The 23764-nt window shown below is 60.1% G+C and carries 25 protein-coding genes; 12 read left to right on the top strand and 13 right to left on the bottom strand.

Annotation, left to right across the window (positions count from 1 at the left end):
- Positions 1 to 25: 25 nt before the first annotated feature.
- The 7 genes from AB4Z52_RS09610 to AB4Z52_RS09580 form a co-directional block, all read right to left on the bottom strand.
- Positions 26 to 319, bottom strand: a complete 294-nt coding sequence (locus tag AB4Z52_RS09610) for a hypothetical protein (RefSeq protein ID WP_442217680.1) — start codon at positions 317 to 319, stop codon at positions 26 to 28.
- 24 nt (positions 320 to 343) lie between these two features.
- A complete protein-coding gene (mutS, locus tag AB4Z52_RS09605; RefSeq protein WP_442217860.1) occupies positions 344 to 3001 on the bottom strand; it encodes a DNA mismatch repair protein MutS in 2658 nt (885 codons plus the stop codon).
- Positions 3002 to 3262: 261 nt separating this feature from the next.
- Positions 3263 to 4141 (bottom strand): GNAT family N-acetyltransferase, encoded by an 879-nt coding sequence (locus tag AB4Z52_RS09600; protein ID WP_442217679.1) that lies wholly within the window; start codon positions 4139 to 4141, stop codon positions 3263 to 3265.
- Positions 4142 to 4284: 143 nt separating this feature from the next.
- On the bottom strand, positions 4285 to 6606 hold the full coding sequence (locus tag AB4Z52_RS09595; protein WP_442217678.1) for an ATP-binding response regulator: 2322 nt from the start codon (positions 6604 to 6606) through the stop codon (positions 4285 to 4287).
- A 47-nt stretch (positions 6607 to 6653) separates the two neighbouring features.
- Complete coding sequence (gene lspA, locus AB4Z52_RS09590) at positions 6654 to 7166, bottom strand: signal peptidase II (RefSeq protein WP_442217677.1); 513 nt, start codon at positions 7164 to 7166, stop codon at positions 6654 to 6656.
- A complete protein-coding gene (locus AB4Z52_RS09585; RefSeq protein ID WP_442217676.1) occupies positions 7163 to 8023 on the bottom strand; it encodes a TrmH family RNA methyltransferase in 861 nt (286 codons plus the stop codon). The genes lspA and AB4Z52_RS09585 overlap by 4 nt, the downstream gene beginning before the upstream one ends.
- Positions 8020 to 9171, bottom strand: a complete 1152-nt coding sequence (locus tag AB4Z52_RS09580) for a class I SAM-dependent methyltransferase (RefSeq protein ID WP_442217859.1) — start codon at positions 9169 to 9171, stop codon at positions 8020 to 8022. Before AB4Z52_RS09580 ends, AB4Z52_RS09585 begins: the two co-directional genes overlap by 4 nt.
- Before the next feature lie 115 nt (positions 9172 to 9286).
- Here AB4Z52_RS09580 and AB4Z52_RS09575 point away from each other — a divergent pair, with 115 nt between their 5' ends.
- On the top strand, positions 9287 to 9739 hold the full coding sequence (locus tag AB4Z52_RS09575; RefSeq protein WP_442217675.1) for an SRPBCC family protein: 453 nt from the start codon (positions 9287 to 9289) through the stop codon (positions 9737 to 9739).
- 36 nt (positions 9740 to 9775) lie between these two features.
- A complete protein-coding gene (locus AB4Z52_RS09570; RefSeq protein ID WP_442217674.1) occupies positions 9776 to 10240 on the top strand; it encodes a GNAT family N-acetyltransferase in 465 nt (154 codons plus the stop codon).
- Between the two features lie 6 nt (positions 10241 to 10246).
- Here AB4Z52_RS09570 and AB4Z52_RS09565 read toward each other — a convergent pair whose 3' ends face one another.
- The 3 genes from AB4Z52_RS09565 to sppA all read right to left on the bottom strand — a co-directional run bounded on the left by AB4Z52_RS09565 (position 10247) and on the right by sppA (position 12038).
- Positions 10247 to 10594, bottom strand: coding sequence for a lipopolysaccharide assembly protein LapA domain-containing protein (locus tag AB4Z52_RS09565; RefSeq protein ID WP_442217673.1), 348 nt, complete (start codon positions 10592 to 10594; stop codon positions 10247 to 10249).
- A 159-nt stretch (positions 10595 to 10753) separates the two neighbouring features.
- Entirely contained in the window at positions 10754 to 11056 is a 303-nt protein-coding gene (locus tag AB4Z52_RS09560) for an integration host factor subunit beta (protein ID WP_442217672.1), read from the bottom strand.
- Positions 11057 to 11081: 25 nt separating this feature from the next.
- Positions 11082 to 12038, bottom strand: a complete 957-nt coding sequence (gene sppA, locus AB4Z52_RS09555) for a signal peptide peptidase SppA (RefSeq protein ID WP_442217671.1) — start codon at positions 12036 to 12038, stop codon at positions 11082 to 11084.
- Positions 12039 to 12277: 239 nt separating this feature from the next.
- Between sppA and lptC the strand changes: the two genes are divergently transcribed.
- The 6 genes from lptC (at position 12278) to ptsN (ending at position 17539) form a co-directional block, all read left to right on the top strand.
- Positions 12278 to 12943: an LPS export ABC transporter periplasmic protein LptC gene (gene lptC, locus AB4Z52_RS09550; protein WP_442217670.1), complete on the top strand. Its 666-nt coding sequence runs from the start codon at positions 12278 to 12280 to the stop codon at positions 12941 to 12943.
- Positions 12944 to 12957: 14 nt separating this feature from the next.
- Positions 12958 to 13635, top strand: coding sequence for an LptA/OstA family protein (locus AB4Z52_RS09545; protein WP_442217669.1), 678 nt, complete (start codon positions 12958 to 12960; stop codon positions 13633 to 13635).
- Positions 13636 to 13655: 20 nt separating this feature from the next.
- A complete protein-coding gene (lptB, locus tag AB4Z52_RS09540; RefSeq protein WP_442217668.1) occupies positions 13656 to 14462 on the top strand; it encodes an LPS export ABC transporter ATP-binding protein in 807 nt (268 codons plus the stop codon).
- A gap of 157 nt (positions 14463 to 14619) precedes the next feature.
- The gene (gene rpoN / locus AB4Z52_RS09535) at positions 14620 to 16182 is read left to right on the top strand and encodes an RNA polymerase factor sigma-54 (protein WP_442217667.1); all 1563 of its coding nucleotides are present in this window, start codon (positions 14620 to 14622) and stop codon (positions 16180 to 16182) included.
- Between the two features lie 245 nt (positions 16183 to 16427).
- Entirely contained in the window at positions 16428 to 17003 is a 576-nt protein-coding gene (gene hpf, locus AB4Z52_RS09530) for a ribosome hibernation-promoting factor, HPF/YfiA family (RefSeq protein ID WP_442217666.1), read from the top strand.
- 71 nt (positions 17004 to 17074) lie between these two features.
- The gene (gene ptsN, locus AB4Z52_RS09525; RefSeq protein ID WP_442217665.1) at positions 17075 to 17539 is read left to right on the top strand and encodes a PTS IIA-like nitrogen regulatory protein PtsN; all 465 of its coding nucleotides are present in this window, start codon (positions 17075 to 17077) and stop codon (positions 17537 to 17539) included.
- Positions 17540 to 17587: 48 nt separating this feature from the next.
- Here ptsN and grpE read toward each other — a convergent pair whose 3' ends face one another.
- Both grpE and hrcA read right to left on the bottom strand, forming a co-directional pair.
- Positions 17588 to 18259 (bottom strand): nucleotide exchange factor GrpE, encoded by a 672-nt coding sequence (grpE, locus tag AB4Z52_RS09520; protein ID WP_442217858.1) that lies wholly within the window; start codon positions 18257 to 18259, stop codon positions 17588 to 17590.
- Between the two features lie 93 nt (positions 18260 to 18352).
- A complete protein-coding gene (hrcA, locus tag AB4Z52_RS09515) occupies positions 18353 to 19441 on the bottom strand; it encodes a heat-inducible transcriptional repressor HrcA (RefSeq protein ID WP_442217664.1) in 1089 nt (362 codons plus the stop codon).
- A gap of 169 nt (positions 19442 to 19610) precedes the next feature.
- Between hrcA and rph the strand changes: the two genes are divergently transcribed.
- Genes rph through hemW form a run of 4 tightly spaced genes read left to right on the top strand, consistent with a single transcriptional unit; the run spans position 19611 to position 22630 of the window.
- Positions 19611 to 20327 (top strand): ribonuclease PH, encoded by a 717-nt coding sequence (gene rph / locus AB4Z52_RS09510; RefSeq protein ID WP_442217663.1) that lies wholly within the window; start codon positions 19611 to 19613, stop codon positions 20325 to 20327.
- Between the two features lie 20 nt (positions 20328 to 20347).
- Positions 20348 to 20761, top strand: a complete 414-nt coding sequence (locus AB4Z52_RS09505) for a VOC family protein (RefSeq protein ID WP_442217662.1) — start codon at positions 20348 to 20350, stop codon at positions 20759 to 20761.
- Between the two features lie 9 nt (positions 20762 to 20770).
- Positions 20771 to 21415, top strand: coding sequence for an RdgB/HAM1 family non-canonical purine NTP pyrophosphatase (gene rdgB / locus AB4Z52_RS09500; protein WP_442217661.1), 645 nt, complete (start codon positions 20771 to 20773; stop codon positions 21413 to 21415).
- A gap of 54 nt (positions 21416 to 21469) precedes the next feature.
- The gene (hemW, locus tag AB4Z52_RS09495) at positions 21470 to 22630 is read left to right on the top strand and encodes a radical SAM family heme chaperone HemW (protein ID WP_442217857.1); all 1161 of its coding nucleotides are present in this window, start codon (positions 21470 to 21472) and stop codon (positions 22628 to 22630) included.
- 30 nt (positions 22631 to 22660) lie between these two features.
- Here the strand turns inward: hemW and AB4Z52_RS09490 are convergent, their stop codons facing one another.
- Positions 22661 to 23740 carry a saccharopine dehydrogenase C-terminal domain-containing protein gene (locus tag AB4Z52_RS09490; protein ID WP_442217660.1) on the bottom strand — a complete coding sequence of 360 codons (1080 nt, stop codon included), beginning with the start codon at positions 23738 to 23740 and terminating at the stop codon, positions 22661 to 22663.
- Positions 23741 to 23764: the final 24 nt, after the last annotated feature.

Genomic DNA, 23764 nt, shown 5'->3' with positions numbered 1-23764 from the left:
GATTGCCAGCGCGATAGCACCGCCCTCAACGCTGGGCGTTCAAATCGGAAAGTTTCATGTCATTTATGTGATATAGAATCTGCCGCGACTGGGCGCCAATCTTCATCAAGAGATCGCGGTCGCACTCCCAATAGCCCGCCTTCGATATCTTCGTGCTGATGTCGGAAATCCTGCCGCAGGCGATCACGATGTCCAGCAGCCCACGTGCGCTGTTCCATTCGACGGGCTCGCTGCCTTCGCTGGTCTTGTGCAGGGCTTCGATTGGAGAGAACCGATCGGAGAGGTTACGAACCTCGCTCAGAAGATTTTCGATGTGCATGCTTGACGTCCTGCGGTGCCGAAATTAACCGGCCTGATTTAGCTTTTTCTTCAGATCGTACAGCGCATCGAGTGCGCCGCGTGGCGTCATATCGTCGAGGTCGAGCGCTTTCAATGTCTCTTCCACTTTTGAGGCTCCGCGTGGCCCGCGCGCCTCCTCGCGCCTGACCGCGACCTGGAAGAGCGGCAGGTCGTCGATCAACTGGCTCGCGGGGTTTTTCCTGTCGGCATCTTCCAGCCGCGTCAGTACATCCCGGGCGCGCGAAACGACAGATGCCGGCAGACCGGCGAGCCGCGCGACCTGAATGCCGTAGGACCTGTCGGCGGCCCCCGGACCGACCTCATGCAGGAAGATCACCTCGCCGTCCCATTCCTTGACCCTCATCGTGGCATTGCAAAGGCGCCCGAGTTTTTCGGACAGCACCGTCAACTCATGGAAGTGGGTGGCGAAAAGCCCACGGCAGCGATTGACCTCGTGGAGGTGTTCCACGGACGCCCAGGCGATGGACAATCCGTCGAAGGTGGCGGTGCCCCGGCCGATCTCATCGAGGATGACCAGCGAGCGGTCCGTCGCCTGATTGAGGATCGCTGCGGTCTCGACCATTTCGACCATGAAGGTCGACCGGCCTCGCGCCAGATCGTCCGAGGCGCCGACCCGGGAAAACAAGCGGTCGACAATACCGATATGGGCAGAGGATGCAGGCACGAACGAGCCCATCTGCGCCATGATGGCGATCAAAGCGTTCTGCCGCAGGAAGGTCGACTTGCCGCCCATGTTGGGGCCGGTCAGAAGCCAGATAGCGCCATCCTTGCCCGCCTCATGCGGTGACAGGTCGCAATTATTGGCAACGAAGGGCCCGCCTGCCTGTCGCCGCAGGGCCTGCTCGACCACCGGATGCCGGCCCGCGGTGATCGAAAACATCTTGCTGTCGTCCACCGCAGGCCGGCAATACGCCTGTTCCTCCGCCAGCAATGCCAAGGAGGACGCGACATCGACAATCGCGAGCGCCCGTGCTCCGGCCTTTATCGCCTCGGCCTCGCCGACGACAGCTCCCACCATCCGATCGAAGGCCTCGAGTTCGATCGTCAGCGCCTTGTCGGCGGCGTTGGCGATCCGGCTTTCGAGATCGGCAAGTTCGGTCGTGGTGAAACGCATGGCGTTGGCCATGGTCTGGCGATGGATGAAGCGGGCCTTGGCTTCCGCGGTATCGATCATCGAACCGGCATTTCCAGCCGTCACTTCGATGAAATATCCAAGCACGTTGTTATGCTTGATCTTTAGCGATTTGATGCCGGTCTCCTCGGCATATTGAAGCTGCAACCCGGCGATCACCCGGCGCGACTGGTCGCGCAACGCGCGGACCTCGTCAAGTTCGCCATTTGCGCCTTGCCGCAGAAAGCCTCCTTCGCGCTTCAACAGCGGCAGTTCGTCGGCAAGCATGGCGCCGAGCATGGCTTCGAGCTCGGCGGGCAGCGCTCTCAACCCGAAAAGTGCATCGTCGAGTTCCACCGGCAACAGGGCGCCGCCAAGCAATTTTGCAACCGATGCCGCCGCGCCGAGCCCCTGGCGGATTGCGGAGAGATCGCGCGGGCCGCCACGATCGAGCGCCAGTCTCGACAAGGCGCGCGGCATATCGGGAACCTGCTTCAGCGCATCGCGTAGCTCGCCACAGAGGGAGGGCTCCTCCAGGAGGAAGCCGATCGAATCCAGTCGCTGATTGATCCGTGCGGGGTCGGTCAAGGGCGACATCAGCCGCTCGGCAAGGAGACGGGCGCCACCGCCGGTCACGGTGCGGTCGATCGCCTTCAGCAGCGAGCCGTTGCGATCGCCGGAAAGCGTGCGGGCAAGCTCGAGATTGCCGCGGGTCGCCGGATCGATGAACAGGGTGGAGGCAGCGCTCTCGCGCTCGGGCAAGCCTAGCGGCGGGCGCTCAGAAATCTGCGTCTTCTCAACATAGGCAACGGCAGCAGCGGCGGCGGCAAGCTCGGCACGCGAGAAGGTCCCGAAGCCATCGAGCGTCGCGACGCCGAAATAGCGGGTGATGCGGCCCTCGGCGCTGGCGCTGTCGAAAAGAACCGCCGGCTGCGGAACGGCCGTTCGGCCCAGCGTATCGAATACGTGTTTCAGCTCCGGATCGTAGAACATCGTGTCCGGGACGATCAGTTCGCGGGGATCGATCCTCAGAATATCGGCCAAAAGCCGCGATGTGTCCGTCTCCGCCAGCCGGAAAACGCCTGTCGAGATATCGATCCAGGCAAGCGCCAACTGGGCCTCCGCGGCGCCGCGAATACGCGTCAGCGCCATGAGATAGTTGGATTCCGATGGCGAAAGCAGCTTTTCCTCGGTGATCGTGCCGGGGGTGACAAGACGGACCACGTTGCGCTTCACCACGGACTTCGATCCGCGCTTCTTCGCTTCGGCCGGGTCCTCGATCTGCTCGCAGACGGCGACGCGGAAGCCAAGCGAGATCAATCTCTGGAGATAGTCGTCAGCCGCATGGACCGGCACGCCGCACATGCGGATGTCCTGGCCCATGTGCTGGCCGCGTTTGGTGAGGGTGATGCCGAGTGCGCGGGATGCGTCGATGGCATCCTCGAAGAACAGCTCGTAGAAATCACCCATGCGGTAGAACAGCAGCGACCCGGGATTGTTCGCCTTGATCTCGATATACTGCTCCATCATCGGCGTCGCCGACGCACGGCTTTCGTCCGAGGCTAGCTCGGCGGCCGAGAAAGCGTCGATGCTGGTGGCAAAGTGTTCGTTCACGGAGGCGCTGTCTTCCCAAAATGAGATGCCACCCTATCCGTGTGCCGTCACTGAAGACAACAGCAATCCGAAGGGAAGGGCCTGTCGCCCACAAGAGCTTTGGGAAGCGATGCCTGTGGCACGCGCGATCACGCGAAGCGGTGGTTCAAACCGCTTCGCGCTTTTCCAGGAGTTGCCCTAGCTCGCGAAACGTCCGGCGTCGGCGCCGTAATAGTTTACGTAGCGATCGGAGATGCTGGCGATCGGCAGGACAATCAGCACGTCGGTCGTGTTGAAGGCCTGATCCACCACGGCACTGCCGCTCACCATCGCGCCGAGGCGAAGATAGCCCTTGATCAGCGGCGGCAGTGTGGTCAGCGCCTTGCGCGCATTGATGGCTTCAACCGGCATCAGATCCATGGTGCGGGACAGGGATGGCAGAGCCTCGACGGCCCATTCATCCTTGGCGCGGACATTGTGGTAAAGGAACGACAGCGCCAGCGCGTGCTGCTCTGGAAGGACGCCGGAAAAGGAGGCGCAGCCGAACATCGCACCCATACCGTGCTTCAGCGCATAGGCCCAGTTTCCCTGCCAGAGCAATTCAACGGTGCGCTTGGTACGATAGGCCGGCAGCACGCAGGAGCGGCCGAGTTCCATGAATTGCTTGTCTCCATGGCGGGCAAGAAGACCGTCGATCGCAAACTCCGAGGCGGAATAAAATCCGCCATTGGCCATTGCGACTTCCTGGCGCAGCAGACGATAGGTCCCGACGATCTGGTCCTCGGTGTCGCCCTCTATCGAGCGGTCAAGCACCAGCAGATGGTCGCAGATCGCATCCCAGCTATCGACATCACGCTGGCGGTGCATGGCGTCCGGCGGCAATTTGGCCTTCATTTCCTCGACGAATACACGATAGCGCACAGCCTGTGCGGCATCGATCTCGCGCTCTGTCCTAGCAAGGCGAGTTTCAAGATTGCCAATGCGACCAAACACGTCGCCGGTCACCGGCGCGCTCGATTTATTAGATGTCTGAACGGTCTCGCCCTGAGCTTCGCGATTTAACACTTCGATGGACATGGCGACTCCCCTCTACGGGTTAAACTAATCGCCATTAAGCAAATCTATACGACAAGAAAGTGACATGCTGCACTGCCAAAAGCAAGAACTGTGCCTGCTTTATAGGTCGGTGAAAGCATGGATTCGGTCAATAGGTAGCGATTTCAATAGTGCCCTATACGCTTGAATGTCAAGGCTGTCAGGGCGTAGACCTCGGCAACCAGGCGTTCCGGATCGGCCGGTTTTGCCATCACCGAATTGGCGCCGTTCAGCACTGCGTTACGACGGATTTCTTCGCGGCTGTCCGCCGTCAAGACGATGACGGGAATGGGAGGCGAACCGGTGGCACGCTCATGCGAGCGCAAGCTGACAAGCATATCCAGGCCATCGCCCCCCGGCATGGAAAGGTCGGTCACGATGATGTCGGGCCGGTTTTCGCCTGTTGCCCAGGCGCGGTCGAGCACGCTGTCGAAATCCGCAACCGTGTGAACGTCATGACCGGCCTTTGCCAGCACGGCGCGCACCAGCATGGCATTGACGGGATCGTCTTCCGCAAGCAGTACATGAAGCCCGCTCGGCGCCTTGACGGCTGAAAGTGCTGCAAAGTCGAGCGCACCGTCGTTGGCCACATCGCGCTTTTCCATACCGCGCATCCGACCGCGCAAAACATCGATCAAGGACTGCTCGCGCAGCGGACGGATAAGCCAGGCATCGAAAAGCTCGAGCGGGCGGGCACTGCGCTCTTCCGGATTGACGAGGAAGATCTTGCGCAGGCCAGGAGCTGCCTTTTCGAGGCGATCTGCGAATTCGCGAATATATTGCGGCGCCATACGATGATCGACGATGACGTCGGTCGGCCTGTCTCCGCTTCGTTCCAGTGCATCCAATGCGAAACGGCCCGTGTCACCCGGTTCGAGCAGGCTGCAGGTGCCGCCAAGCGTCCGGATCGTATCCGCTACGGCGCTGCTGGCAGCCCCTTCAGGGGCAAGCAGCAGAACGCGCGCACCAGCCAACGTGCTTTTGCGCGCGGCGCGCTCGCCGTTCTCTTCGGAAATAGCGACAGGAAAACGGATGGTGAATTCGCTACCGCTGCCAAGCTCGCTGGCGACGCTCATGGACCCGCCGAACTGCTGCATGATGCGGGCCGAGATCGCCAAGCCAAGCCCTGTGCCTTCGCTCTTTTCAACGACGCTGCCGGCCTGTTCGAACTCGCCGAAGATGCGCGCCTGCTCGTCCTCGGTCATGCCGGGGCCGCTGTCCCTCACCACGATGACGAGGTCGCCCGCCTCTATCCCGGCGCGAACAAAGACGCCGCCGGTCTGGGTAAACTTGACAGCGTTTCCGATGATGTTGAAAAGCACCTGGCGCAATCGCGCGGGGTCGAAATCCATCGGCTCGGGGACGTCGGCGGAGACGGTTGCGCCAATCTCTATGCCTTTTTCGTGCGCCCGATGCGCAAGCATCTCAACGACGCTCTCAAGAAGCCTCCGTAAGGATTCGGCACGCGGACGAAGCTCGAAACGGCCGATCTCCATGGTGGAGAAATCCAGCAGATCCTCGACGAGCTGAACCAGCGCATGGCCGGACTGGCGTATGCCGGTCAGGTAGTTGGCCTGTTCGAGGGTCATGCGTGTCTGTGTCAGAAGGTGGCTCATGCCGAGGATACCCGACAGAGGCGTTCGGATTTCATGGCTAACGGTCGCAAGCAGGCGCGACTTGGCAGCGCTGCTGTATTCGGCCTTCATCCGCGCCTCCTCACGGTTGCGGGCGGCAATCCGCTCGTCGGTAACCTCGCGGGCTATGCTCTCGATCAACAGCTTGCCCGAAATGGGGTCCCGGCTGGTCACATCGTGCCAAACAAAGATCCGCTGGCCCCCTGATGTCGGCAGCTCGACGTCGAAACGATGAGGCTCCGAGCCCGGGCGGAAGGCGAGGCCGATCTCTTCGCAGGTCATGCCTTCCGGCCGCGCCTGGCCCGTCAACCTCCGGAAGGTGGCATTGGCGCGGATGACGCGTCGATCAAGGCCGCGCGTCACGGCAATATCGCCAAGTGCATCGTGGATCGTTGCGAGCAGGCTTGCGTTCTCGTCGTGCTCCCATTTCCTGTCGTGATGGTGCTCGTTACCGCCAGCGGCCTCAGGGGTTCGGAGGCGGGCAAATACTGGGCGCCATTTGCGAGCGAGCTCTACCAGAACGATGGCAAGGGCAACGGCTCCAAGCAAGGCTGCAAGCGCCAGCGGCCCGCCACTATAGCCGACAGAAAACATCACCACGCCGGCAATGAAGCCGCCGCCGCCGAGCCAGTTGCGATACAGACGTTCGAAGAGCGGCGCCCGCCGGGGCGACACGACCGGAGCCTGCCGGCTTTCCAGAGGCTCGTCGTCCATGGATTTCTTTGGCGGTCTATTGCCCGGAGCACGCGCGCGCAGCGCCCCATTCGTGAGGGCGGATGAAAGCCGTTCCTGCAAATGCGACAGAGTGCTCATGCGCAGTTGCTAACACGAGCACCCTTCCAAATGCCTTCCGGAGATCCTTAAGATTTTACGTTTTCGCCTTTTTTCGGCAACAGAAGCTCGTCGAGAATGACGGCGGCGGCGCCAACGCTGATGAAACTATCGGCCAGGTTGAAGACGGCAAAGGACCATGTATCGGTATGAAACAGGATGTAGTCGATCACATGCCCATAGAGAAAGCGGTCGACCAGATTGCCCAGCGCGCCGGCGATGATCAGGGCAAAGCCGAGATGGGCCAGCCAGCGGTCCTTTGCAGACCGGCGCCACAACCAGATCACGAAAGCGACGATGACAAGCCGCATACCGACGATCAACCAGCCATCCATGCCGGAGAGCATGGAAAAGGCGACGCCGAGATTGTAGGTCCGATAAAGGGCGAGCATCGGGACGACCGGTACCGCCTCCTGCAGGGGCAGAAAGCGATCGACCGCGGTCTTGACGATCTGGTCGAGAATGACCGCAAGCACGATGAAGATCGAGATCGGCAGCGGCCTGGAAAAGAGTGCCGGCTTTGAGGAGGTAAATGCAGTCATCGGGTCTCGCTAAGCGTCAGGACGTGGCGGCGGGCTTCGAAAAGCATGACGGCAGTTGCGACCGCCAGATTGAGGCTGTCGGCACGGCCTGCCTGCGGTATACGTGCAAGCGCATCTGCCTGGTTTGCGAGTGCATCCGGCAAGCCGGACTGCTCGTTGCCCATCAGGAGGACGACCGGCTTCTTCTTGTAGTCGATGGTACGGTAGTCGACGGCGCCGGCAAGATGGGTGGCGACGACCGAGACGCCGGCGGTTTTTTTCCACGCCAGGAATTCCTCCTGGGTAGCCTTTGCGACCGGCACGGCGAAGACGGAGCCCATCGTCGCGCGCACGGTCTCAAGCGAAAACGGATCCGTGGCGTCGCCGACAAGGATCACGCCCGAGGCACCGGCGGCGTCGCAGGTGCGGATGATGGTCCCGAGATTTCCCGGATCGCGGACACGGTCCAGCGCGACCCAGGTCTCGCCGCTTGCAGGGCGGATATCCTTCAACGGTTTCCAGCGCTGATCGAAAATGCCGACGACCATCTGCGGATTGTCCCGACGGGTGATCGAGACCAGCACCTTCTCGTTGACTTCGAGAACGAGACCACCTGACGCCACCGTCTTTGCCGCCATCTGCTCGACCAGCGGCTTGCTCTTTGCCGTCTTGGCATAGACCAGGGTGCGAATGGTCCAGCCGAGCTCGAGTGCGTCGATGACCAGCTTCAAGCCCTCGGCCATGAAGGTGCCGGTTTCCTCGCGCGACTTCTTCTGCGTCAGCGCCTTGATATCCTTGATGATCGGATTGGCAAGCGAGGTCACCTCCTTCACCTGTCCGACCCTGCGCGGCCCGGCCTCGCGGTATTCATTGCTCATTTGGGTACCCAGCGGCTGAAGAGAGATGTCGACAGGGCCCTGCCCGGCGTCTTGCCGTCAAGCCCCGCCTCGCGAATGACGAGTTCGCCGGATTCGACGGCGCCGGCGCTGCCGCGCATCGTCTCGCGCATCAGCTCGTGGATCGAATAGAAGCTGGCTCGGATCGAATAGGCGGTCAGCACCAGGCCGAGTGCGCTCGGCGACAGCAACGAACGGCAGATGTCGAGCATCATCGGCAAATGCTCGAACAGATGCCAGACCTCGCCGTTGGGCCCGCGGCCAAACTTCGGCGGATCGGTCAGGATGATGTCATAGGTGTTTCCGCGCCGCTCCTCGCGCAGGATGAATTTCATGGCGTCCTCGCAGATCCAGCGGATCGGCAGATCTTCCATGCGTCCGAGCGCCTGGTTCTCGCGGCCCCAGCCGATGGCTTTCTTCGACGCATCGACATGGGTGACCTCGGCGCCGGCCCTCGCCGCAACCAGCGACGCGACGCCGGTATAACCGAACAGGTTGAGCACCTTCAGCGGCCGTTTCGCCGCTTCTATCTGTTGTTTCATCCAGTCCCAGTGGACGATCTGCTCTGGAAAGACGCCGACATGGCGGAACGAGGTGAAGCGGCCGAGAAAGTCGACGCCGAGCAGCTGCAAGGGCCATGTCTCGCCGAGAACTTGGCGAGGGAAGCGCCAGCGGCCCATGCCATCCTCCTCGGTATCGCCGGTGAATATCGCGTCGGCATTGTCCCAGAGATGTGCCGGTACCGTCGGCTGCCAAAGAGCCTGCGCTTCTGGTCGGACGATGCGATAGGGACCATATTGCTCGAGCTTGAGGCCGTTGCCGGTGTCGATCAGGTGAAAATCACCGGCGCCGAGGGATTCCAATATGACGGGCACGCGCTCTGATGGGCGGTCGCCGCTGCGAGCGATCAGCGGGCGTTCGGGCAGATTTGCGGCCGCAACAGTTTCGCGCGGCTCGGCTGCCCGCTCTCCGCGCCTGCCGGCATGCTTTTCGTCGCGTGACGGCTTTGCCTGCAGCTTTCCAGGATTGAAGCCGGCGTCGATACGCCTGTCATTCGCTTTCCCCGGCGTTTTCCCCGGCGCTCTTCCCGGCGCGGCCGAAGACCGTGGCCGGCTTTCCCTGTGTTTCACCATGCTTGTCTCTATATTGACGTAAGCGAGCAAATAGCATCTGGGCGGCGCTTGGCAAAGCGCTTTCCAATCTGCGATTATCCGCCGTGAACGGACCCTGACGAGAGGATTGCCTGTGGACATGACCGGGGAGGAGCGGATCGCCGCACCGAGGGACGTGGTTTGGGTGGCCCTCAACGATCCCGAGATCATCAAGCAATGCATCCCCAGGTGCGAGAGCTTCGAGCGGATTTCGCCAACGCAGTTCGTCGCCGTCTTCAAGGTGAGAGTTGGGCCGCTTTCTGCCTCGTTCAATGGCGAGGTGACGCTGTCTAACGTCAACGGACCCGAGAGCTATACCATATCAGCCGAAGGCAAGGGCGGCATTGCCGGTTTCGCAAAGGGCGGCGCAGACGTGGTCCTCACGCCCGACGACAGCGAGACCGTCCTGCAATATGAAGCCAGGGGCGAGATTGGCGGGCGCATTGCTCAGCTCGGGTCGCGCCTGATCGCTTCCAGCGCCAAAAAGCTTGCGCAACAGTTTTTTTCCGACTTCAACGCGGTTGTGAGCATCAAAACAGAGGCCTGAATTGAAATCGCATGCGTAATCGCTAAATCTCGATCCATGAGCCTATCGATAGGACTGTGGACGATCAGACCCGCGCGGGCGGAAGACACGCCGGCGCTTGCCGACATCTATCTGACCGTGCGTCGGACAACCTTCACTTGGGTGGACCCCGGCCGCTTCCATCGCGAGGATTTTTCGACCCATGCCAAGGATGAAACGGTACTCGTTTGCGACAACGGGGACATGGGGATCGCCGGATTTCTGGCTCTTTGGGAGCCGGAGGACTTTATCCATATGCTGTACGTCAGGCCGGAATTCCAGGGACTGGGGGTAGGCACGGCGCTTCTCACCGCCTTGCCGAACTGGCCGCAGCGGCGCTACCGGCTGAAATGCCTTGTGAAAAACAAACGCGCCTTGACCTATTACGAAGCGATGGGCTTCGAAGTGTGCGGCTTTGGCGCTTCGCCGGAGGGCGATTATAAGGACATGGAACTCACGGCGGCGCCGGAACGCTTCATGTAGCCGTTTTTATTTCGAAGGAAGATGGTTCGAGGGAAGGTGCGAGGCGATCTGTTCGGCGCGGCTGCGGTGACGATCAGCTTCGGCCTGCCAGCGAACGGCCTCACGGGCTTCGGTGCGGGCGCGTTTGCGATGCCGGCCCTGGGTAAACCATGTGGCCGCTGAGCCGACCACCATGCCAATGATCACAGCCAGAAACAGGAAAACGAACAGAGGCGCATTGACTGAAAGTACCTGATCCTCGGGCCGAAACGGATTGAAGGCGAGCGACACGACCTGACGATTGGCGACGCAGAAGATGATCAGGACGATGCCAAGGGGGAGCAGAACCAGCAAATTCATGATTTTCTTGGCCATTCGTCATACTCCTAGTTTGCCGCTTCGCCGTGACCAAGACAACTTCCAGCGAACCAAGGCATTTCGACGGCGAGCATGCAGGCTGCTGAGAATAAGCGAGACGGACCGCAGTTCAAGTGTCGTCGGGCAATTGAAGACGGACGTCTGCGGATGCGGTGTCTAGTTGTCGTCTTCGTCAGCACCGTCCGGGTTCAGGCGCTCGCGCAGTTCCTTGCCGGTCTTGAAAAAGGGAACCCACTTCTCCTCGACGAAGACGGTATCGCCTGTGCGGGGGTTGCGACCGGAGCGCGAGGGACGGTTTTTTACGGAGAAAGCACCGAACCCGCGCAGCTCGACCCGGTTGCCGGCGGCCAGTGCATCGGTGATCTCGTCGAGGACCGCGTTGACAATATTTTCGACGTCGCGGTGGTAAAGATGCGGATTTCGCGCCGCAACAATCTGTACCAATTCCGATTTGATCACCGTGGCCCCCTAAATCATTGATTTATCAACGCCCGACACCCTGCCAAAGAGAAAGCAGGCCGTCAAGAAACAACTTCTCGGTCAGCAGTTTCTGGAGATCTGTTCCCTTTGCAAAATCACCATAACCGAAGAGATTTATCAACTGGGAGGCGGCCCCAGAAAAGAAGAATGAGGAGGCCTTGCTCGATGCGTCCCAATCGACGATCGGCAGGTCCTTTTTAACCTTGCGCGTTTCAAGATAGGCGCGGATGTCATCCTCGCCGCCGAGACTGTCTACCAGCTTGTTCTGAAGCGCCTGGCGGCCGGTAAAGATGCTGCCATCGGCAAGTTTCAAGACCTGCTCACGCGGAAGCTTGCGACGGTCGGCAACAAGATCGACGAACCAGGCATAGCTGTCCATGACCATGTTGCGGATCATGGTCTTCGCTTCCTCCGGCGGCGGATGGAAAGGCGAAGGCTCCGCCTTCATTGGGGCAGACTTGATCTCGTCCAGGGAGACGCCGATCTTGTCGAGCAGGTCTTTGGCCTGGGGGTATTGGAAGATAACGCCGATCGAGCCGGTTATCGAGGTTTCGCCGGCGACGATATCGTCGCCGGCCGTGGCGATCATGTAGCCAGCCGAGGCGGCAACTGTGCGTATGTCGGAAACGACAGGCTTCTTCGTCGCAACGTCGCGGATCGCCCGGAAGATGCGCTCTCCGCCGTAAGTCGTGCCGCCGGTCGACGAGATCGACACAACCAGCGCCTTGACCTCGTTATTGTCCTTGATCTTCTTGAGCCGATCGAGCAGTTCCTGATCATCCTGGATGAGACCCGAGATGCGGACCCGCGCAATCTGCGGGCCGCTTGTGCCGGAAAAGTCCCCGCCCACAAAACGATAAAGCGCGAAACCAAGCGCAATCAAAAGGATAACGGCAACGACCCGCCAAAAGCCAAGCCTGCGGCGCAATTGCCGGCGATCCGCGATTGCAGAACTGTCCATGAGACCCTATTTCCTTCCATGTCAGTAATATAATATCCACGCTTCCAATCGGACGCCCTATCGGGTAGGGCCATCGCCGGTCGGTTATAATCGCCATGATTTGGACTTTATGCCTATATTGTTTGTTGCAGAAAAAAATCCATATTGGCAAGCCAATGCAATAATGCGAAATGGTCAGGTAAGCTTGCTCGTTTATTGTGCAGAGCGTCTTTCAGGACCGACACAGACGGACCCATTGCATGCTCAACACTCTTGAAACATCGGAGCAGGCGAGAAGCACTGCGCGTGAGATGAGTGCGTATAAAGACGCTCTCTTTCATTCTGCGCGCGTGAAGAAGCTGAAATTCCTGCTACCCGTCGCCGCGATCCTCATTTCCATGATCTTTATCGCCGTGTCGGTCGTGCGCGCCTATCTGCCTGAGAACATCAAGATTGAAGGCGCAAGGATAGAGGATGGCAAGGTCGTCATGGAAAAGCCGGCGATCGCTGGCCGCAATGCTGACGGCATCAACTATTCCATGCTCGCCGAAAAGGCGCTGCAGGATCTCAAGGATCCGAATATGATCACGCTCAAGAACATCAAGGCGGCGATGCCCGTCAACGATGGCGTGATTGCCCACGTCGTCGCACTGAGCGCCGATTTCAATCGCGCCGCCGACACGCTCAAGATGACCGAGCCATTTACGGTCACCATGGACAACGGCGTGCGCGCCGAATTCCAGGGAGCTTACCTCGACGTGAAGGCAGGCAAGCTAATCACCGACCAGCCCGTTGCCATCTACAAGGGTAGCGCCTCCGTTGTTGCGCAGTCGCTCAAGATGACGGATAAGGGGACCGTAATCGAATTCGACGGGCAGGTTCGCATGCATATCGACCCTGCCACCATCCACAATTCAGGCACCTAACAGCCGGACGGTCCATGACAAACAATCGTCGTATCTCATTTTCTAGCCCTGCCGTTCGCAAAGCCGCTCTGGCTGGTGCGGTGGCCGTCTTTTCGCTGGTTGTTGCCGTAGGCGCGAACGCGCAAACGACGACGACCAAGCAGATGCCTGGCCTTCAACTCTCCAAGGACCAGCCGATCCAGATCGAAAGCGACAAGCTCGAGATCCACGATCAGGACAGCACTGCTGTCTTCACCGGCAAGGTCAACGTGGTTCAAGGTACGACCACGATGCAGGCCGGCAAGATGACCGTGTTTTACAAGAAGAAGCCGCCGGCCGACGCAACCGCAACGGCGAAGCCGGCTGCGACCGCCCCGGCTGATGCCAAGAAGACCGATGCCAAGAAGCCGGCCACCAGCGATTCGGTCGTCTCTGGAGACGCCGACATCGACCACATCCTGGTCAGCGACAAAGTCTATATCGTATCGGGCACGCAGACCGCGACTGCCGACAATGGTTCGTTCGACATGGCGGCACAGCTTGCGATCCTCAAGGGCGACAAGGTGGTGCTGACCGACGGGCCGAACGTTTTCACCGGCTGCATGCTGACCGTGCACATGAATACCGGCGAGGCGCAGCTGGACAGCTGTGGCGGTCGAGTTCAGATCCAGCTGGACCCGAAGTCGAAGCAGACCCCGCAAAAAACGAACTGATCGCCGGATAACTCGTGAAAATGACATCGCTATCCAGCCTGTTCGGCAAGTCCGAGCCATCAGCGGCGGCGCCCGAAGCGCCGACCACGGACAAGGCCCGCTACCAGGGAACCCTAATCGCACGCGGATTGACCAAGACCTATCGCACGCGCCGCGTCGTCAACGGCGTGTCACTGGTCGTCAGGCGTGGCGAGGCCGTCGGCCTTCTCGGGCCGAATGGCGCCGGCAAGACCACCTGTTTCTACATGATCACCGGGCTGGTTCCGGTCGATGAGGGAACGATCGAGATCGACGGCAACGACGTGACGACGATGCCTATGTATCGCCGCTCGCGTCTGGGGGTTGGTTATCTGCCGCAGGAAGCGTCGATCTTTCGCGGTCTAACGGTTGAGCAGAACATTCGTGCCGTGCTCGAAGTCCACGTCGGGGACAAGGTCCAGCGCGAGAAGAAGCTCGATGAGTTGCTCGAGGAGTTTCATATTCGCAATTTGCGCACGGTTCCGGCCGTAGCGCTTTCAGGCGGCGAGCGACGACGCTTGGAAATCGCCCGCGCGCTTGCGACCGACCCGACCTTCATGCTGCTCGACGAGCCTTTTGCCGGCGTCGACCCGATTTCGGTCGCCGACATCCAGAACCTGGTCCACCACTTGACGGCGCGAGGCATCGGCGTGCTGATCACCGATCACAATGTGCGCGAGACGCTCGGCCTCATCGATCGGGCCTATATTATTCATGCGGGTGAAGTTCTGACGCATGGACGGGCGAACGACATCGTCAACAACCCCGAAGTCCGTAGACTCTATCTTGGCGACAATTTCAGCCTCTGATAGGATGCTGCAGGCCGGAAATTCACCCTACCTTCACAGTTCCACTTGACCAAACCCGATAAAAAAGCAATTTTCGGGCCAGTTTGAAATTTGCCACTTTTCCCCAGGGCTAAGCAGGCGGTTTCAGGAGGAATTGTAGGGGAGTTTCGCGTCCACCATGGCACTGTCGGCCAATCTTTTCCTGCGCCAAAGCCAATCTCTCGTCATGACTCCGCAGCTGATGCAGTCCATCCAGTTGCTGCAGATGACGCATTTCGAGCTCAATCAGTTCATCGCTCAGGAAGTTGAAAAGAACCCGCTGCTCGAATTTACGCCAAATGACGGCGAAATGGGCAGCGGAAACGGCCGCGAACAGGACGGTGAGTCCTATGGCGGCGAGGATGGCGGCCACGGAGAGGACGGATCGGACAGGAGCAATAGCGAGCTCAACAGTGACTGGTATGAAAGCGAGAATACCGGTCATGCCGATCGTCTGAATGCCGAGCTCGATGCAAATTTCAGCAACGTCTACCCCGATGACAGCCCGCCTCAGCGTCTCGACGCACCGGAACTCGTCAGCCAATGGAAATCGATGCCCGGGAGCGCGGAAGCGCCCGAGAGCTACGATCTCGATGATTTCGTCGCCGGTCAGATTTCGCTGCGCGATCATCTCAACCAGCAAATTCCATTTGCGTTGCGTTCGCAGCCGGACAGGCTGATTGCTCAGCTCCTCGTCGATCAGCTCGATGATGCGGGATACCTCCAGGCCGACATCGGTGAGACAGCCGCGCGGCTCGGTACTGCACCCGCCGATGTGGAACGCGTGCTTGCCACATTGCAGACACTCGATCCGCCGGGTGTCTTTGCCCGTTCGCTGGCCGAATGCCTCGCAATCCAGCTCAAGCAGAAGAACCGGTTCGATCCCGCCATGGAGCGGCTGATCCAGCATCTCGAATTGCTCGCGCGGCGCGATTTCGCGACACTCAAGCGGGTCTGCGGCGTCGATGAAGAAGACCTCCTCGACATGATGACGGAAATCCGCCAGCTGAACCCCAAGCCCGGCAGCGATTTCGAGACAGGCATTTCCGAGGCAATCACCCCCGATATCGTCGTCAGGGCCTCCTCCGATGGCAGCTGGCTAGTGGAGCTCAATCCCGACACGCTGCCGCGAGTGCTGGTAAACCAGTCCTATTTCTCATCGGTCTCGAAGACCGGCAGCGACCACGCCTTCCTGTCGGAATGTCTGCAGAACGCAAACTGGCTGACGCGCAGCCTCGACCAGCGCGCCAAGACGATGATGAAGGTGGCAACCGAGATCGTCCGGCAGCAGGACGCATTCCTTGTAGGCGGCGTCGATCACCTGCGGCCGCTCAACCTGAAGACCGTCGCAGACGCCATCAAGATGCATGAATCGACCGTCAGTCGCGTCACCTCGAATAAATACATGCTGACGCCGCGCGGATTGTTCGAGCTCAAATACTTCTTCACGGTTTCGATCAGCGCGGTCGAAGGTGGAGACAGCCACTCCGCAGAGGCGGTGCGACATAGAATCCGCCTGCTGATCGCGCGGGAAAGCCCCGATGCCGTGCTTTCGGACGACGATATCGTCGATACGCTGAAGACCAGCGGCGTCGAACTTGCTCGCCGTACAGTTGCGAAATACCGCGAAGCGATGAACATCCCCTCTTCCGTCCAGCGGCGGCGGGAGAAGCGAGCCATGGCAAAAGTCGCGGGGTTCTAGACCGGCCACCCTCAATCTCGCGTTGCGGTGCCGCTCGTTATTTGCCAAGGGATCGGTTGACTTTGCCCTTGGGTGCGGCTAGAAGCCCGCCGCAATCGGCGTCCGACGCCATTGCCGGGACTTATCCCCGCCATCCTCAAGGCGTTTGAAAATCGCAATTTGTCTAAGAGCGTGCGAAGTGCTTGGATGAGCAGGTGGCTTGGCGTAAAGTGCCACGCGCAAACCACTAAAAAAAGGGAAACTCCATGAGTGTGCGTGTATCCGGTAAACATATGGAAATTGGTGATTCATTCCGGCAGCGGATCGAAGACCACATCGGTATGGCCGTCACGAAATACTTCGACGGGGGGTATTCGGGCCATGTAACGGTGCAGAAATCGAGTTCGCGGTTCGAAGCGGATTGCAAATTGCACCTCGACAGCGGCGTGGTACTGCATGCGGCCGGCGAAGCGATGGACCCGCAATTGGCGTTCGATGCCGCTTCGGCTCGCATCGAGAAACGGTTGCGCCGATACAAACGCAAACTGAAGGATCACCAGAGCGCCAGCCACTCGAACGGCTTTGCCGAGGTTTCTTATACGGTCATGGACAGCGTTCCCGATGAGGACGACGAAATCGCCGACGATTTCTCCCCGGCGATCGTGGCCGAGACGACGAAGCAGCTAAAAACCATGTCGGTTGCGACGGCAGTGATGGCGCTCGATATGACCGACGAGCCGTTGCTGATGTTTCGAAGCCCGGGCAAGAACCACTTGAACATCGTTTATCGCCGTCAGGACGGCAACATTGGCTGGATCGACGCCGCCAATATCAAAGGCTGAGAAAAGAAGACGAGCGGCGGTTCGCCGCCGCTCCTCCGCCGTCGGATCTCAGCATATGAAGGAATAACAGAATGGCATTGGCAGATTTGCTGCACCAAGATGCGATAATCCCAGGTTTGAAGGCAAATTCTAAAAAGCAATTGCTCCAGGAGCTGGCAGCCAAGGCCTCCAAATTGACCGGACTGCCCGAACGAGAAATCTTCGACGTCATTCTGCAGCGCGAGCGCCTCGGCTCCACCGGGGTCGGAAACGGGATCGCCATTCCACACGGAAAGCTCGCCGACATCAAAACCATCATCGGTATTTTTGCGCGATTGGACTCCGCGGTCGATTTCGAGGCGCTGGATGATCAGCCGGTCGACCTGGTGTTCCTGCTGCTGGCGCCGGAAGGCGCCGGTGCGGATCATTTGAAGGCGCTATCGCGGATCGCCCGGGTGTTGCGCGACCAGGATCTCGTTGCAAAATTGCGTGCGACGGAATCCGCCTCGGCGATCTACTCTTTCCTTAACGAAGAACAGGCGTCAAACGCCGCCTGACCTTCGTCATAGTAGCTAGGTCGTGGAATTGACGAGACGCCTGAGAGATCAGGCGTCTTTTTCGTCAAAAGGACTATTGGCGCCGAGTTCGCTTTCGGTCAGCTTCGGGCCGCCCTTCGCCACGCCGACCATTGCCGGGCGCAGGACGCGTTCGCCGATGCTGAAACCGTCCTGGACAACCTGAACGACCGTGTTGTTCGGCACATCGGCGTTTGGCACTTCAAACATTGCCTGATGGAAATTCGGATCGAACTTCTGGCCGATCGGATCCAGCTTGCGAACACCGTGTCGCTCAAGTGCCGAAAGCATCGCTCGCTCGGTCATCTCGACGCCTTCGATCAGCGTCGAAAGGCCGGCGTCCGCATTCTCCCGGACTTCTGCCGGAATGGCGTCGAGTGCGCGGCGCAGATTGTCGGAAACGGCCAGCATGTCGCGGGCAAAGCCGGCGACAGCGTAGGATTTGGCGTCCTTGACTTCGCGCTCGGTGCGGCGACGCAGATTGTCCATGTCGGCGGCGAGCCTCAGATAGCGATCGCGCAGTTCGGCGTTTTCAGCCCGCAATTGCTCCGTCTGGTCGGGTTCCTGTGAGACGGCTGCATCCACGGAATCCTGCTCCATATCCGCAAGGTTGTCGGTCTCCCTGGCCTCAGGTCCATTGTGGGTTGTTTCGTCGGTCATGACGGTCTCCGAATTGGTCTGTCGAAAGGATGTGCCCGATATCGAGGTTTGGTCGGAAAAAATCAAGTCTGCATGGCAAAGAAGGCAGCATTCCTACCGCTGAACCTCATTTAATCAGCCAGGGTTGTGCCGCCTTCACTTCCCCGCGCGCGACAGGCGGGAGATGAGCTGCGCGGTGTAGTCCACCATGGGCACGATACGGGCGTAATTCAGCCGCGTCGGACCGATGACACCGACCGCGCCGACGATCCGATCATCGTCGTCACGATAAGGAGCCACGATCAGCGAGGAACCCGACAGCGAAAACAACTTGTTTTCCGAGCCGATGAAGATGCGAACGCCAGGCCCGCTTTCGGCCAGATTGAGGATTTCAATCAGGCTGTCCTTCTTTTCCAGATCATCGAACAGCATCCTCAGGCGATCGAGGTCGCCGGCATCGGCAAGGCCCTCGAGCAGGTTTGCGCGACCGCGGACGATCAGCTGCGTCGGCTTTGCCTCATCGCCATCTCCGGACCAGACGGCGATGCCACGCTCGACGAGATCGCGCGACAGCACGTCGAGCTCCTGGCGGACATCGTGCTTTAGCGTTTGCAGTTGCTTGCGCAAATCAGGGAGCGTCTGGCCGGTCATATGGGCGTTGAGGAAATTGGCAGCCTCGGTCAGCTGCGACGACGTCACTCCCGCCGGCAGCTCGATGATGCGGTTTTCGACCTGGTCGTGATCGCCGACGAGGACGGCGAGCGCCTTGGTCGGCTCAAGACGGATGAACTCGACATGTTTGAGAATAGGATCGCTCTTGGAGGTTATCACCAACCCTGCCCCGCGGGACATGCCGGACAGCATGCCGCTTGCCTTGGTCATGACCGTTTCCATCGGCTGGTCGCGATTGCTGCCGCGGACCTGCCGGTCAATGGTGGCCCGATCTTCGGCCGAGAGATCGCCGACCTGCATGAAGGCATCGACGAAGAAGCGCAATCCCACCTGCGTCGGCAGACGCCCGGCACTGATATGCGGAGAATAGATCAGCCCAAGCTCTTCTAGATCGCTCATGACATTGCGCACGGAAGCGGGCGACAGAGACATCGGCAGCAGGCGCGACAGGCTGCGTGAGCCCAAGGGTTCGCCGTGCTCCAGATAGCTTTCGACAATGCTGCGAAAGATTTCCTTGGAGCGTTCGTCAAGCGCCGAAACGGCATCCGAAATCGACGACGTCGTAAAACCCATTCGCCTTAAAGTCCGTCCGGTTGATCCTCAGCAAGGATATAGCCGTTCGATCGGCAATGGCAAAAGGGAAATGTCGCCTGCAGTCTCGCAGCCGACCATTCCGCCTGCTTTTCCTTTGCAAATGGTCCTCGGCAATCGTAGAAGCGGTCAACAACATCAGGAGAACAGGATGCGGCCTTCAGGCAGAAAAACCGATCAGATGCGCAAAGTGTCCTTCGAACGCAATTTTTCCAAGCACGCGGAGGGTTCGTGCCTGGTGAAATTCGGCGACACGCATGTGCTCTGCACCGCCAGCCTTGAGGAAAAGACCCCGCCGTGGCTGCGCAACAGCGGCAAGGGATGGGTCACCGCCGAATACGGAATGCTGCCGCGGGCAACTGGAGATCGCATGAAGCGGGAGGCCGCAGCCGGCAAGCAGGGCGGCCGTACCCAGGAGATCCAGCGGCTGATCGGCCGTTCGCTCCGGGCCGTTGTCGACCTACAGGCGCTCGGCGAACGCCAGATCACGCTCGACTGCGACGTGATCCAGGCGGACGGCGGCACGCGGACAGCCTCGATCACCGGGGCATGGATTGCGCTCTACGACTGCCTGAAGTGGATGGAGAGCCGCAACATGATCAAGACCGAGCGCGTGCTCAAGGATCATATCGCTGCCGTTTCTTGCGGAATATTCGCAAGCCAGCCGGTGATCGACCTCGACTACCTCGAGGATTCCTCTGCCGAGACGGACGCCAACTTCGTCATGACCGGCGCCGGCGGCATTGTCGAGATTCAAGGCACTGCTGAGGGCACGCCCTTCAGCGAAGAGGAATTTGCTATCTTGATGCAGCTTGCCAAGGCCGGCATCGCCGATCTTGTTTCTTTGCAGAAGCAGGCGATCGCCTGAAGCGGAAAGACTATCGGCCAATGAACCCGTTGGAAGGAATTCTGGAAACCGCGCTTTATGCGGAGGACCTCGACAAGGCGGAAGCCTTCTATGCCGGGGTCCTCGGTCTTCAGAAAATCTCGCGGGGCGGCAACCGACATGTGTTTTTCCGCTGCGGACCGGGTGTTCTGTTGATCTTCAATCCGCTGGAAACCATGCGGCCGCCGGAGCCAGGCAGCCTGCCGGTGCCGCCGCACGGCACAAAGGGAGCCAGCCACGCCTGCTTCCGTATCTCGGGTGAGAACATCGATGCTACGGCTGACAAGCTCAGGGCTGCCGGCGTCGCCATCGAGTCTGATTTTCATTGGCCGAACGGCGGCCGTTCGATCTATTTTCGCGACCCGGCCGGCAACAGCCTGGAATGCGCCGAAGCCATCATCTGGGGCCTCGATTAAGGAAAACGCATGCGCAAACTCGAAACAAAGACGATCGTCGTTGCCAGCCACAATGCTGGAAAGATCCGCGAGATCCGGGACCTGATCGGCCCTCTGGGCTTCACCGCGAAGTCGGCCGCCGAACTCGACTTCGTCGAGCCGGACGAGACCGGAACGACGTTTGAGGAAAATGCCACCATCAAGGCGCTTGCTTCCGCCAACGTATCCGGCCTACCCGCCCTGTCGGATGACAGCGGCCTGGTGATCGACGCGCTCGGCGGTGCACCCGGGGTCTATACCGCCAACTGGGCGGAGACCGCCGACGGAGTACGGGATTTCCAGATGGCGATGTGGAAGGTGGAGGCGGCCCTCAAGGATGCGGGCGCGACCGAGACGCAAGCGCGGACCGCCCGCTTCGTCAGCGTCCTCTGCCTTGCGTGGCCGGATGGACACACGGAGGTTTTCCGCGGCGAGGTCGAGGGCACGGTCGCCTGGCCGCCGCGTGGCACGCAGGGCTTCGGATACGATCCGATATTTCAGCCGCAGGGTTACGACACCACGTTTGGCGAGATGAGTGCCGAGGAAAAGCATGGCTGGAAGCTCGGCGACCCCCAGGCTCTTTCTCATCGCGCGAGGGCGTTCAAGCTCTTTGTCGAAACCTGTCTGGAAGCGTAGGATCGTTTGGTGGACACACTGGATCAGCAAAGCCCGAGCCTGCGCGATGCGCATATGCTGCCCGACACCGGCGAGCCCGGTTTCGGCGTCTATGTGCATTGGCCTTTTTGCGCGGCCAAATGTCCCTATTGCGACTTCAATAGCCATGTCCGTCACCAGCCTGTCGATCAGCCGCGCTTCACTGCGGCTTTCTTGCGCGAAATGGCAGCGATGCGGGCGCTCAGCGGACCAAAGACGGTCACGAGCATCTTTCTCGGCGGCGGCACACCGTCGTTGATGGATCCGGCCACCGTCGCCGCCATCCTCGATGGCATCGGCCAGAACTGGTATGTGCCTGACGGTATCGAGATCACCATGGAGGCCAACCCCTCCAGCGTCGAGGCAGAACGCTTTCGCGGCTATCGTGCCGCCGGCGTCAACCGGGTTTCGCTCGGCGTCCAGGCCCTGAACGACCGGGATCTTAAATTTCTCGGCCGACTGCATAATGTCGAGGATGCGCTGAAGGCGATCCGGCTGGCGCGCGATATTTTTCCGCGCATGTCGTTCGACCTCATCTATGCCCGGCCGAACCAGACGGTGGAGGAATGGGAGCAGGAGCTTAAGGAGGCAATCTCCTATGCCGTCGACCATCTTTCGCTCTATCAGCTGACGATCGAGGAAGGCACGCCGTTCTTCGGGCTGCACAAGGCCGGCAAGCTGATCGTGCCGGATGGCGAGCAATCCGCCGTGCTTTACGAGGCAACGCAGGAGATCACCGAGCGCGAAGGAATGCCTGCCTACGAGGTCTCCAACCATGCCCGTCTCGGCGCCGAAAGCCGCCACAACCTTACCTATTGGCGCTATGGCGACTATGCCGGCATTGGCCCCGGCGCCCACGGCCGCCTCACCCGAGGGCGGGATAAGCTGGCAACGGCGACCGAACGCAAACCAGAAGGCTGGCTGGAGATGGTCGAGCGCGATGGCCACGGTGTCCTCGACCAGGAATTGCTCGGTTATGAGGAACAAGCGGACGAATTGCTGCTGATGGGCCTGCGCCTGAAGGAAGGCATCGACTTGGTCCGCTGGCAGCAGCTCTCCGGCCGCGAGCCGGACCCGAAGCGCGAAGAGTTCCTGCTGGAACACGGCTTCATCGAGAGGCTCGGCAATTCCCGCCTGCGCTGCACACCATCCGGCATGCTGATCCTCGATTCCGTCGTCGCCGACCTCGCCTGCTGAAGGGCGGTTGACCTGCCACCGATATCACGCTCAACCGACTGGCTTCTTCTGATCGAAAAGGCTGCCGGTGCGCGTCTTTAGAAACATGTCGAGAGGGATATGTTCCTGATGGAGGAAGCCCGTCGAGGGTAGGTGCCCATCGCGTACCATCTCGATGACGGCGACGACCGAGGCTGATGTCGTCCAGGAGATTGCCGTGCGGCGTTCGCCTGAAATTTCGATTGGGTAATAGGCCCGAACGAATTCGCGGCGGCGAAGGCTACCGTGTTCGATCCCCTCGGCAGAAACGTGAACATAGACGACATCGTCATCGACCGGCGGCTTGGCTTCCGTCAGAATCTCGCCGGCGGCTGCCCGGTGGTCGCGCATCAGCAGCTCGTGGAAGAAGAAGTTCATCAGCTCCATATGACCAGGATATCGCATGGTCTTGTAATCGAGGTTGTCGACGCGGCCGAGCATGGTGGTGCACATGGTGCCAAGGCCGCCCGATGTGGTGAAGGCTTCAAGCTTGACACCGTTGACGTAGAGCGTCTCCAGCCATTCCATCGGCGAAACCAGCTTGCGCACGCCACCTTCGATGACCTCGCAATCGTTGAGATACTCGTTGACGACACCTTCCGGCGACCAGTTGAAGGCATAGCCAAGCAGGCCCGTTGGGTGTTGCGGCAGCGCGCCGACGCGCATGCGGATCGAACGGCAGCGCTCGAAGGCATCAGCCAAGCTGGTGCCGACAATGCCGACGAAACCGGGCGCCAAGCCGCATTGCGGCGCCATCAGCCCACGAGATGTCCGCGACAGTTCGATGATGCCGTTGGTGGTTTCGACATCTTCGGTCAGGTCGAAATAATGGATGCCGGCCAGATGCGCCAATCGCGCCAGTTCCGAGTTGAGATGGAATGGCAGGCAGGAAAGAACCGCCTCCACCCGCGAAAACAATTGGCCGATGATAGCCGCGTCGGAAACATTGCCCGCCTCGCATGCAAAGGGTGTGATTTCCTTCGGCAGCTGCATGTCCACGCCCGTGACCGTGAAACCGCTCTCATGCAGCAATGTTGCAGCCAGCCGCCCGACCTTGCCGAGGCCGAGAACAGCTATTCTTTCAAAACTCATATGGCTTCCCCCCAAAGACGCTGC

This window comes from Rhizobium sp. 2YAF20 (assembly GCF_052114685.1).
In the GTDB taxonomy this organism is placed as follows: Bacteria; Pseudomonadota; Alphaproteobacteria; order Rhizobiales; family Rhizobiaceae; genus Rhizobium.
The sequence above is the reverse complement of the archived record's forward strand: the minus strand, read 5'-3'. Positions and strand labels throughout refer to the sequence as shown.

Coding starts and splice junctions, on each gene's coding strand:
- ptsN (WP_442217665.1), top strand. CDS start 17,075: ATGGCATTGGCAGATTTGCTGCACCAAGATGCGATAATCCCAGGTTTG.
- AB4Z52_RS09610 (WP_442217680.1), bottom strand. CDS start 319: ATGCACATCGAAAATCTTCTGAGCGAGGTTCGTAACCTCTCCGATCGG.
- AB4Z52_RS09505 (WP_442217662.1), top strand. CDS start 20,348: ATGAACCCGTTGGAAGGAATTCTGGAAACCGCGCTTTATGCGGAGGAC.
- AB4Z52_RS09600 (WP_442217679.1), bottom strand. CDS start 4,141: ATGTCCATCGAAGTGTTAAATCGCGAAGCTCAGGGCGAGACCGTTCAG.
- rpoN (WP_442217667.1), top strand. CDS start 14,620: ATGGCACTGTCGGCCAATCTTTTCCTGCGCCAAAGCCAATCTCTCGTC.
- AB4Z52_RS09595 (WP_442217678.1), bottom strand. CDS start 6,606: ATGAGCACTCTGTCGCATTTGCAGGAACGGCTTTCATCCGCCCTCACG.
- mutS (WP_442217860.1), bottom strand. CDS start 3,001: ATGATGGAGCAGTATATCGAGATCAAGGCGAACAATCCCGGGTCGCTG.
- hemW (WP_442217857.1), top strand. CDS start 21,470: ATGCTGCCCGACACCGGCGAGCCCGGTTTCGGCGTCTATGTGCATTGG.
- lspA (WP_442217677.1), bottom strand. CDS start 7,166: ATGACTGCATTTACCTCCTCAAAGCCGGCACTCTTTTCCAGGCCGCTG.
- AB4Z52_RS09545 (WP_442217669.1), top strand. CDS start 12,958: ATGACAAACAATCGTCGTATCTCATTTTCTAGCCCTGCCGTTCGCAAA.
- hrcA (WP_442217664.1), bottom strand. CDS start 19,441: ATGGGTTTTACGACGTCGTCGATTTCGGATGCCGTTTCGGCGCTTGAC.
- AB4Z52_RS09570 (WP_442217674.1), top strand. CDS start 9,776: ATGAGCCTATCGATAGGACTGTGGACGATCAGACCCGCGCGGGCGGAA.
- lptC (WP_442217670.1), top strand. CDS start 12,278: ATGCTCAACACTCTTGAAACATCGGAGCAGGCGAGAAGCACTGCGCGT.
- hpf (WP_442217666.1), top strand. CDS start 16,428: ATGAGTGTGCGTGTATCCGGTAAACATATGGAAATTGGTGATTCATTC.
- sppA (WP_442217671.1), bottom strand. CDS start 12,038: ATGGACAGTTCTGCAATCGCGGATCGCCGGCAATTGCGCCGCAGGCTT.
- lptB (WP_442217668.1), top strand. CDS start 13,656: ATGACATCGCTATCCAGCCTGTTCGGCAAGTCCGAGCCATCAGCGGCG.
- AB4Z52_RS09565 (WP_442217673.1), bottom strand. CDS start 10,594: ATGGCCAAGAAAATCATGAATTTGCTGGTTCTGCTCCCCCTTGGCATC.
- AB4Z52_RS09490 (WP_442217660.1), bottom strand. CDS start 23,740: ATGAGTTTTGAAAGAATAGCTGTTCTCGGCCTCGGCAAGGTCGGGCGG.
- AB4Z52_RS09585 (WP_442217676.1), bottom strand. CDS start 8,023: ATGAGCAATGAATACCGCGAGGCCGGGCCGCGCAGGGTCGGACAGGTG.
- rph (WP_442217663.1), top strand. CDS start 19,611: ATGCGGCCTTCAGGCAGAAAAACCGATCAGATGCGCAAAGTGTCCTTC.
- rdgB (WP_442217661.1), top strand. CDS start 20,771: ATGCGCAAACTCGAAACAAAGACGATCGTCGTTGCCAGCCACAATGCT.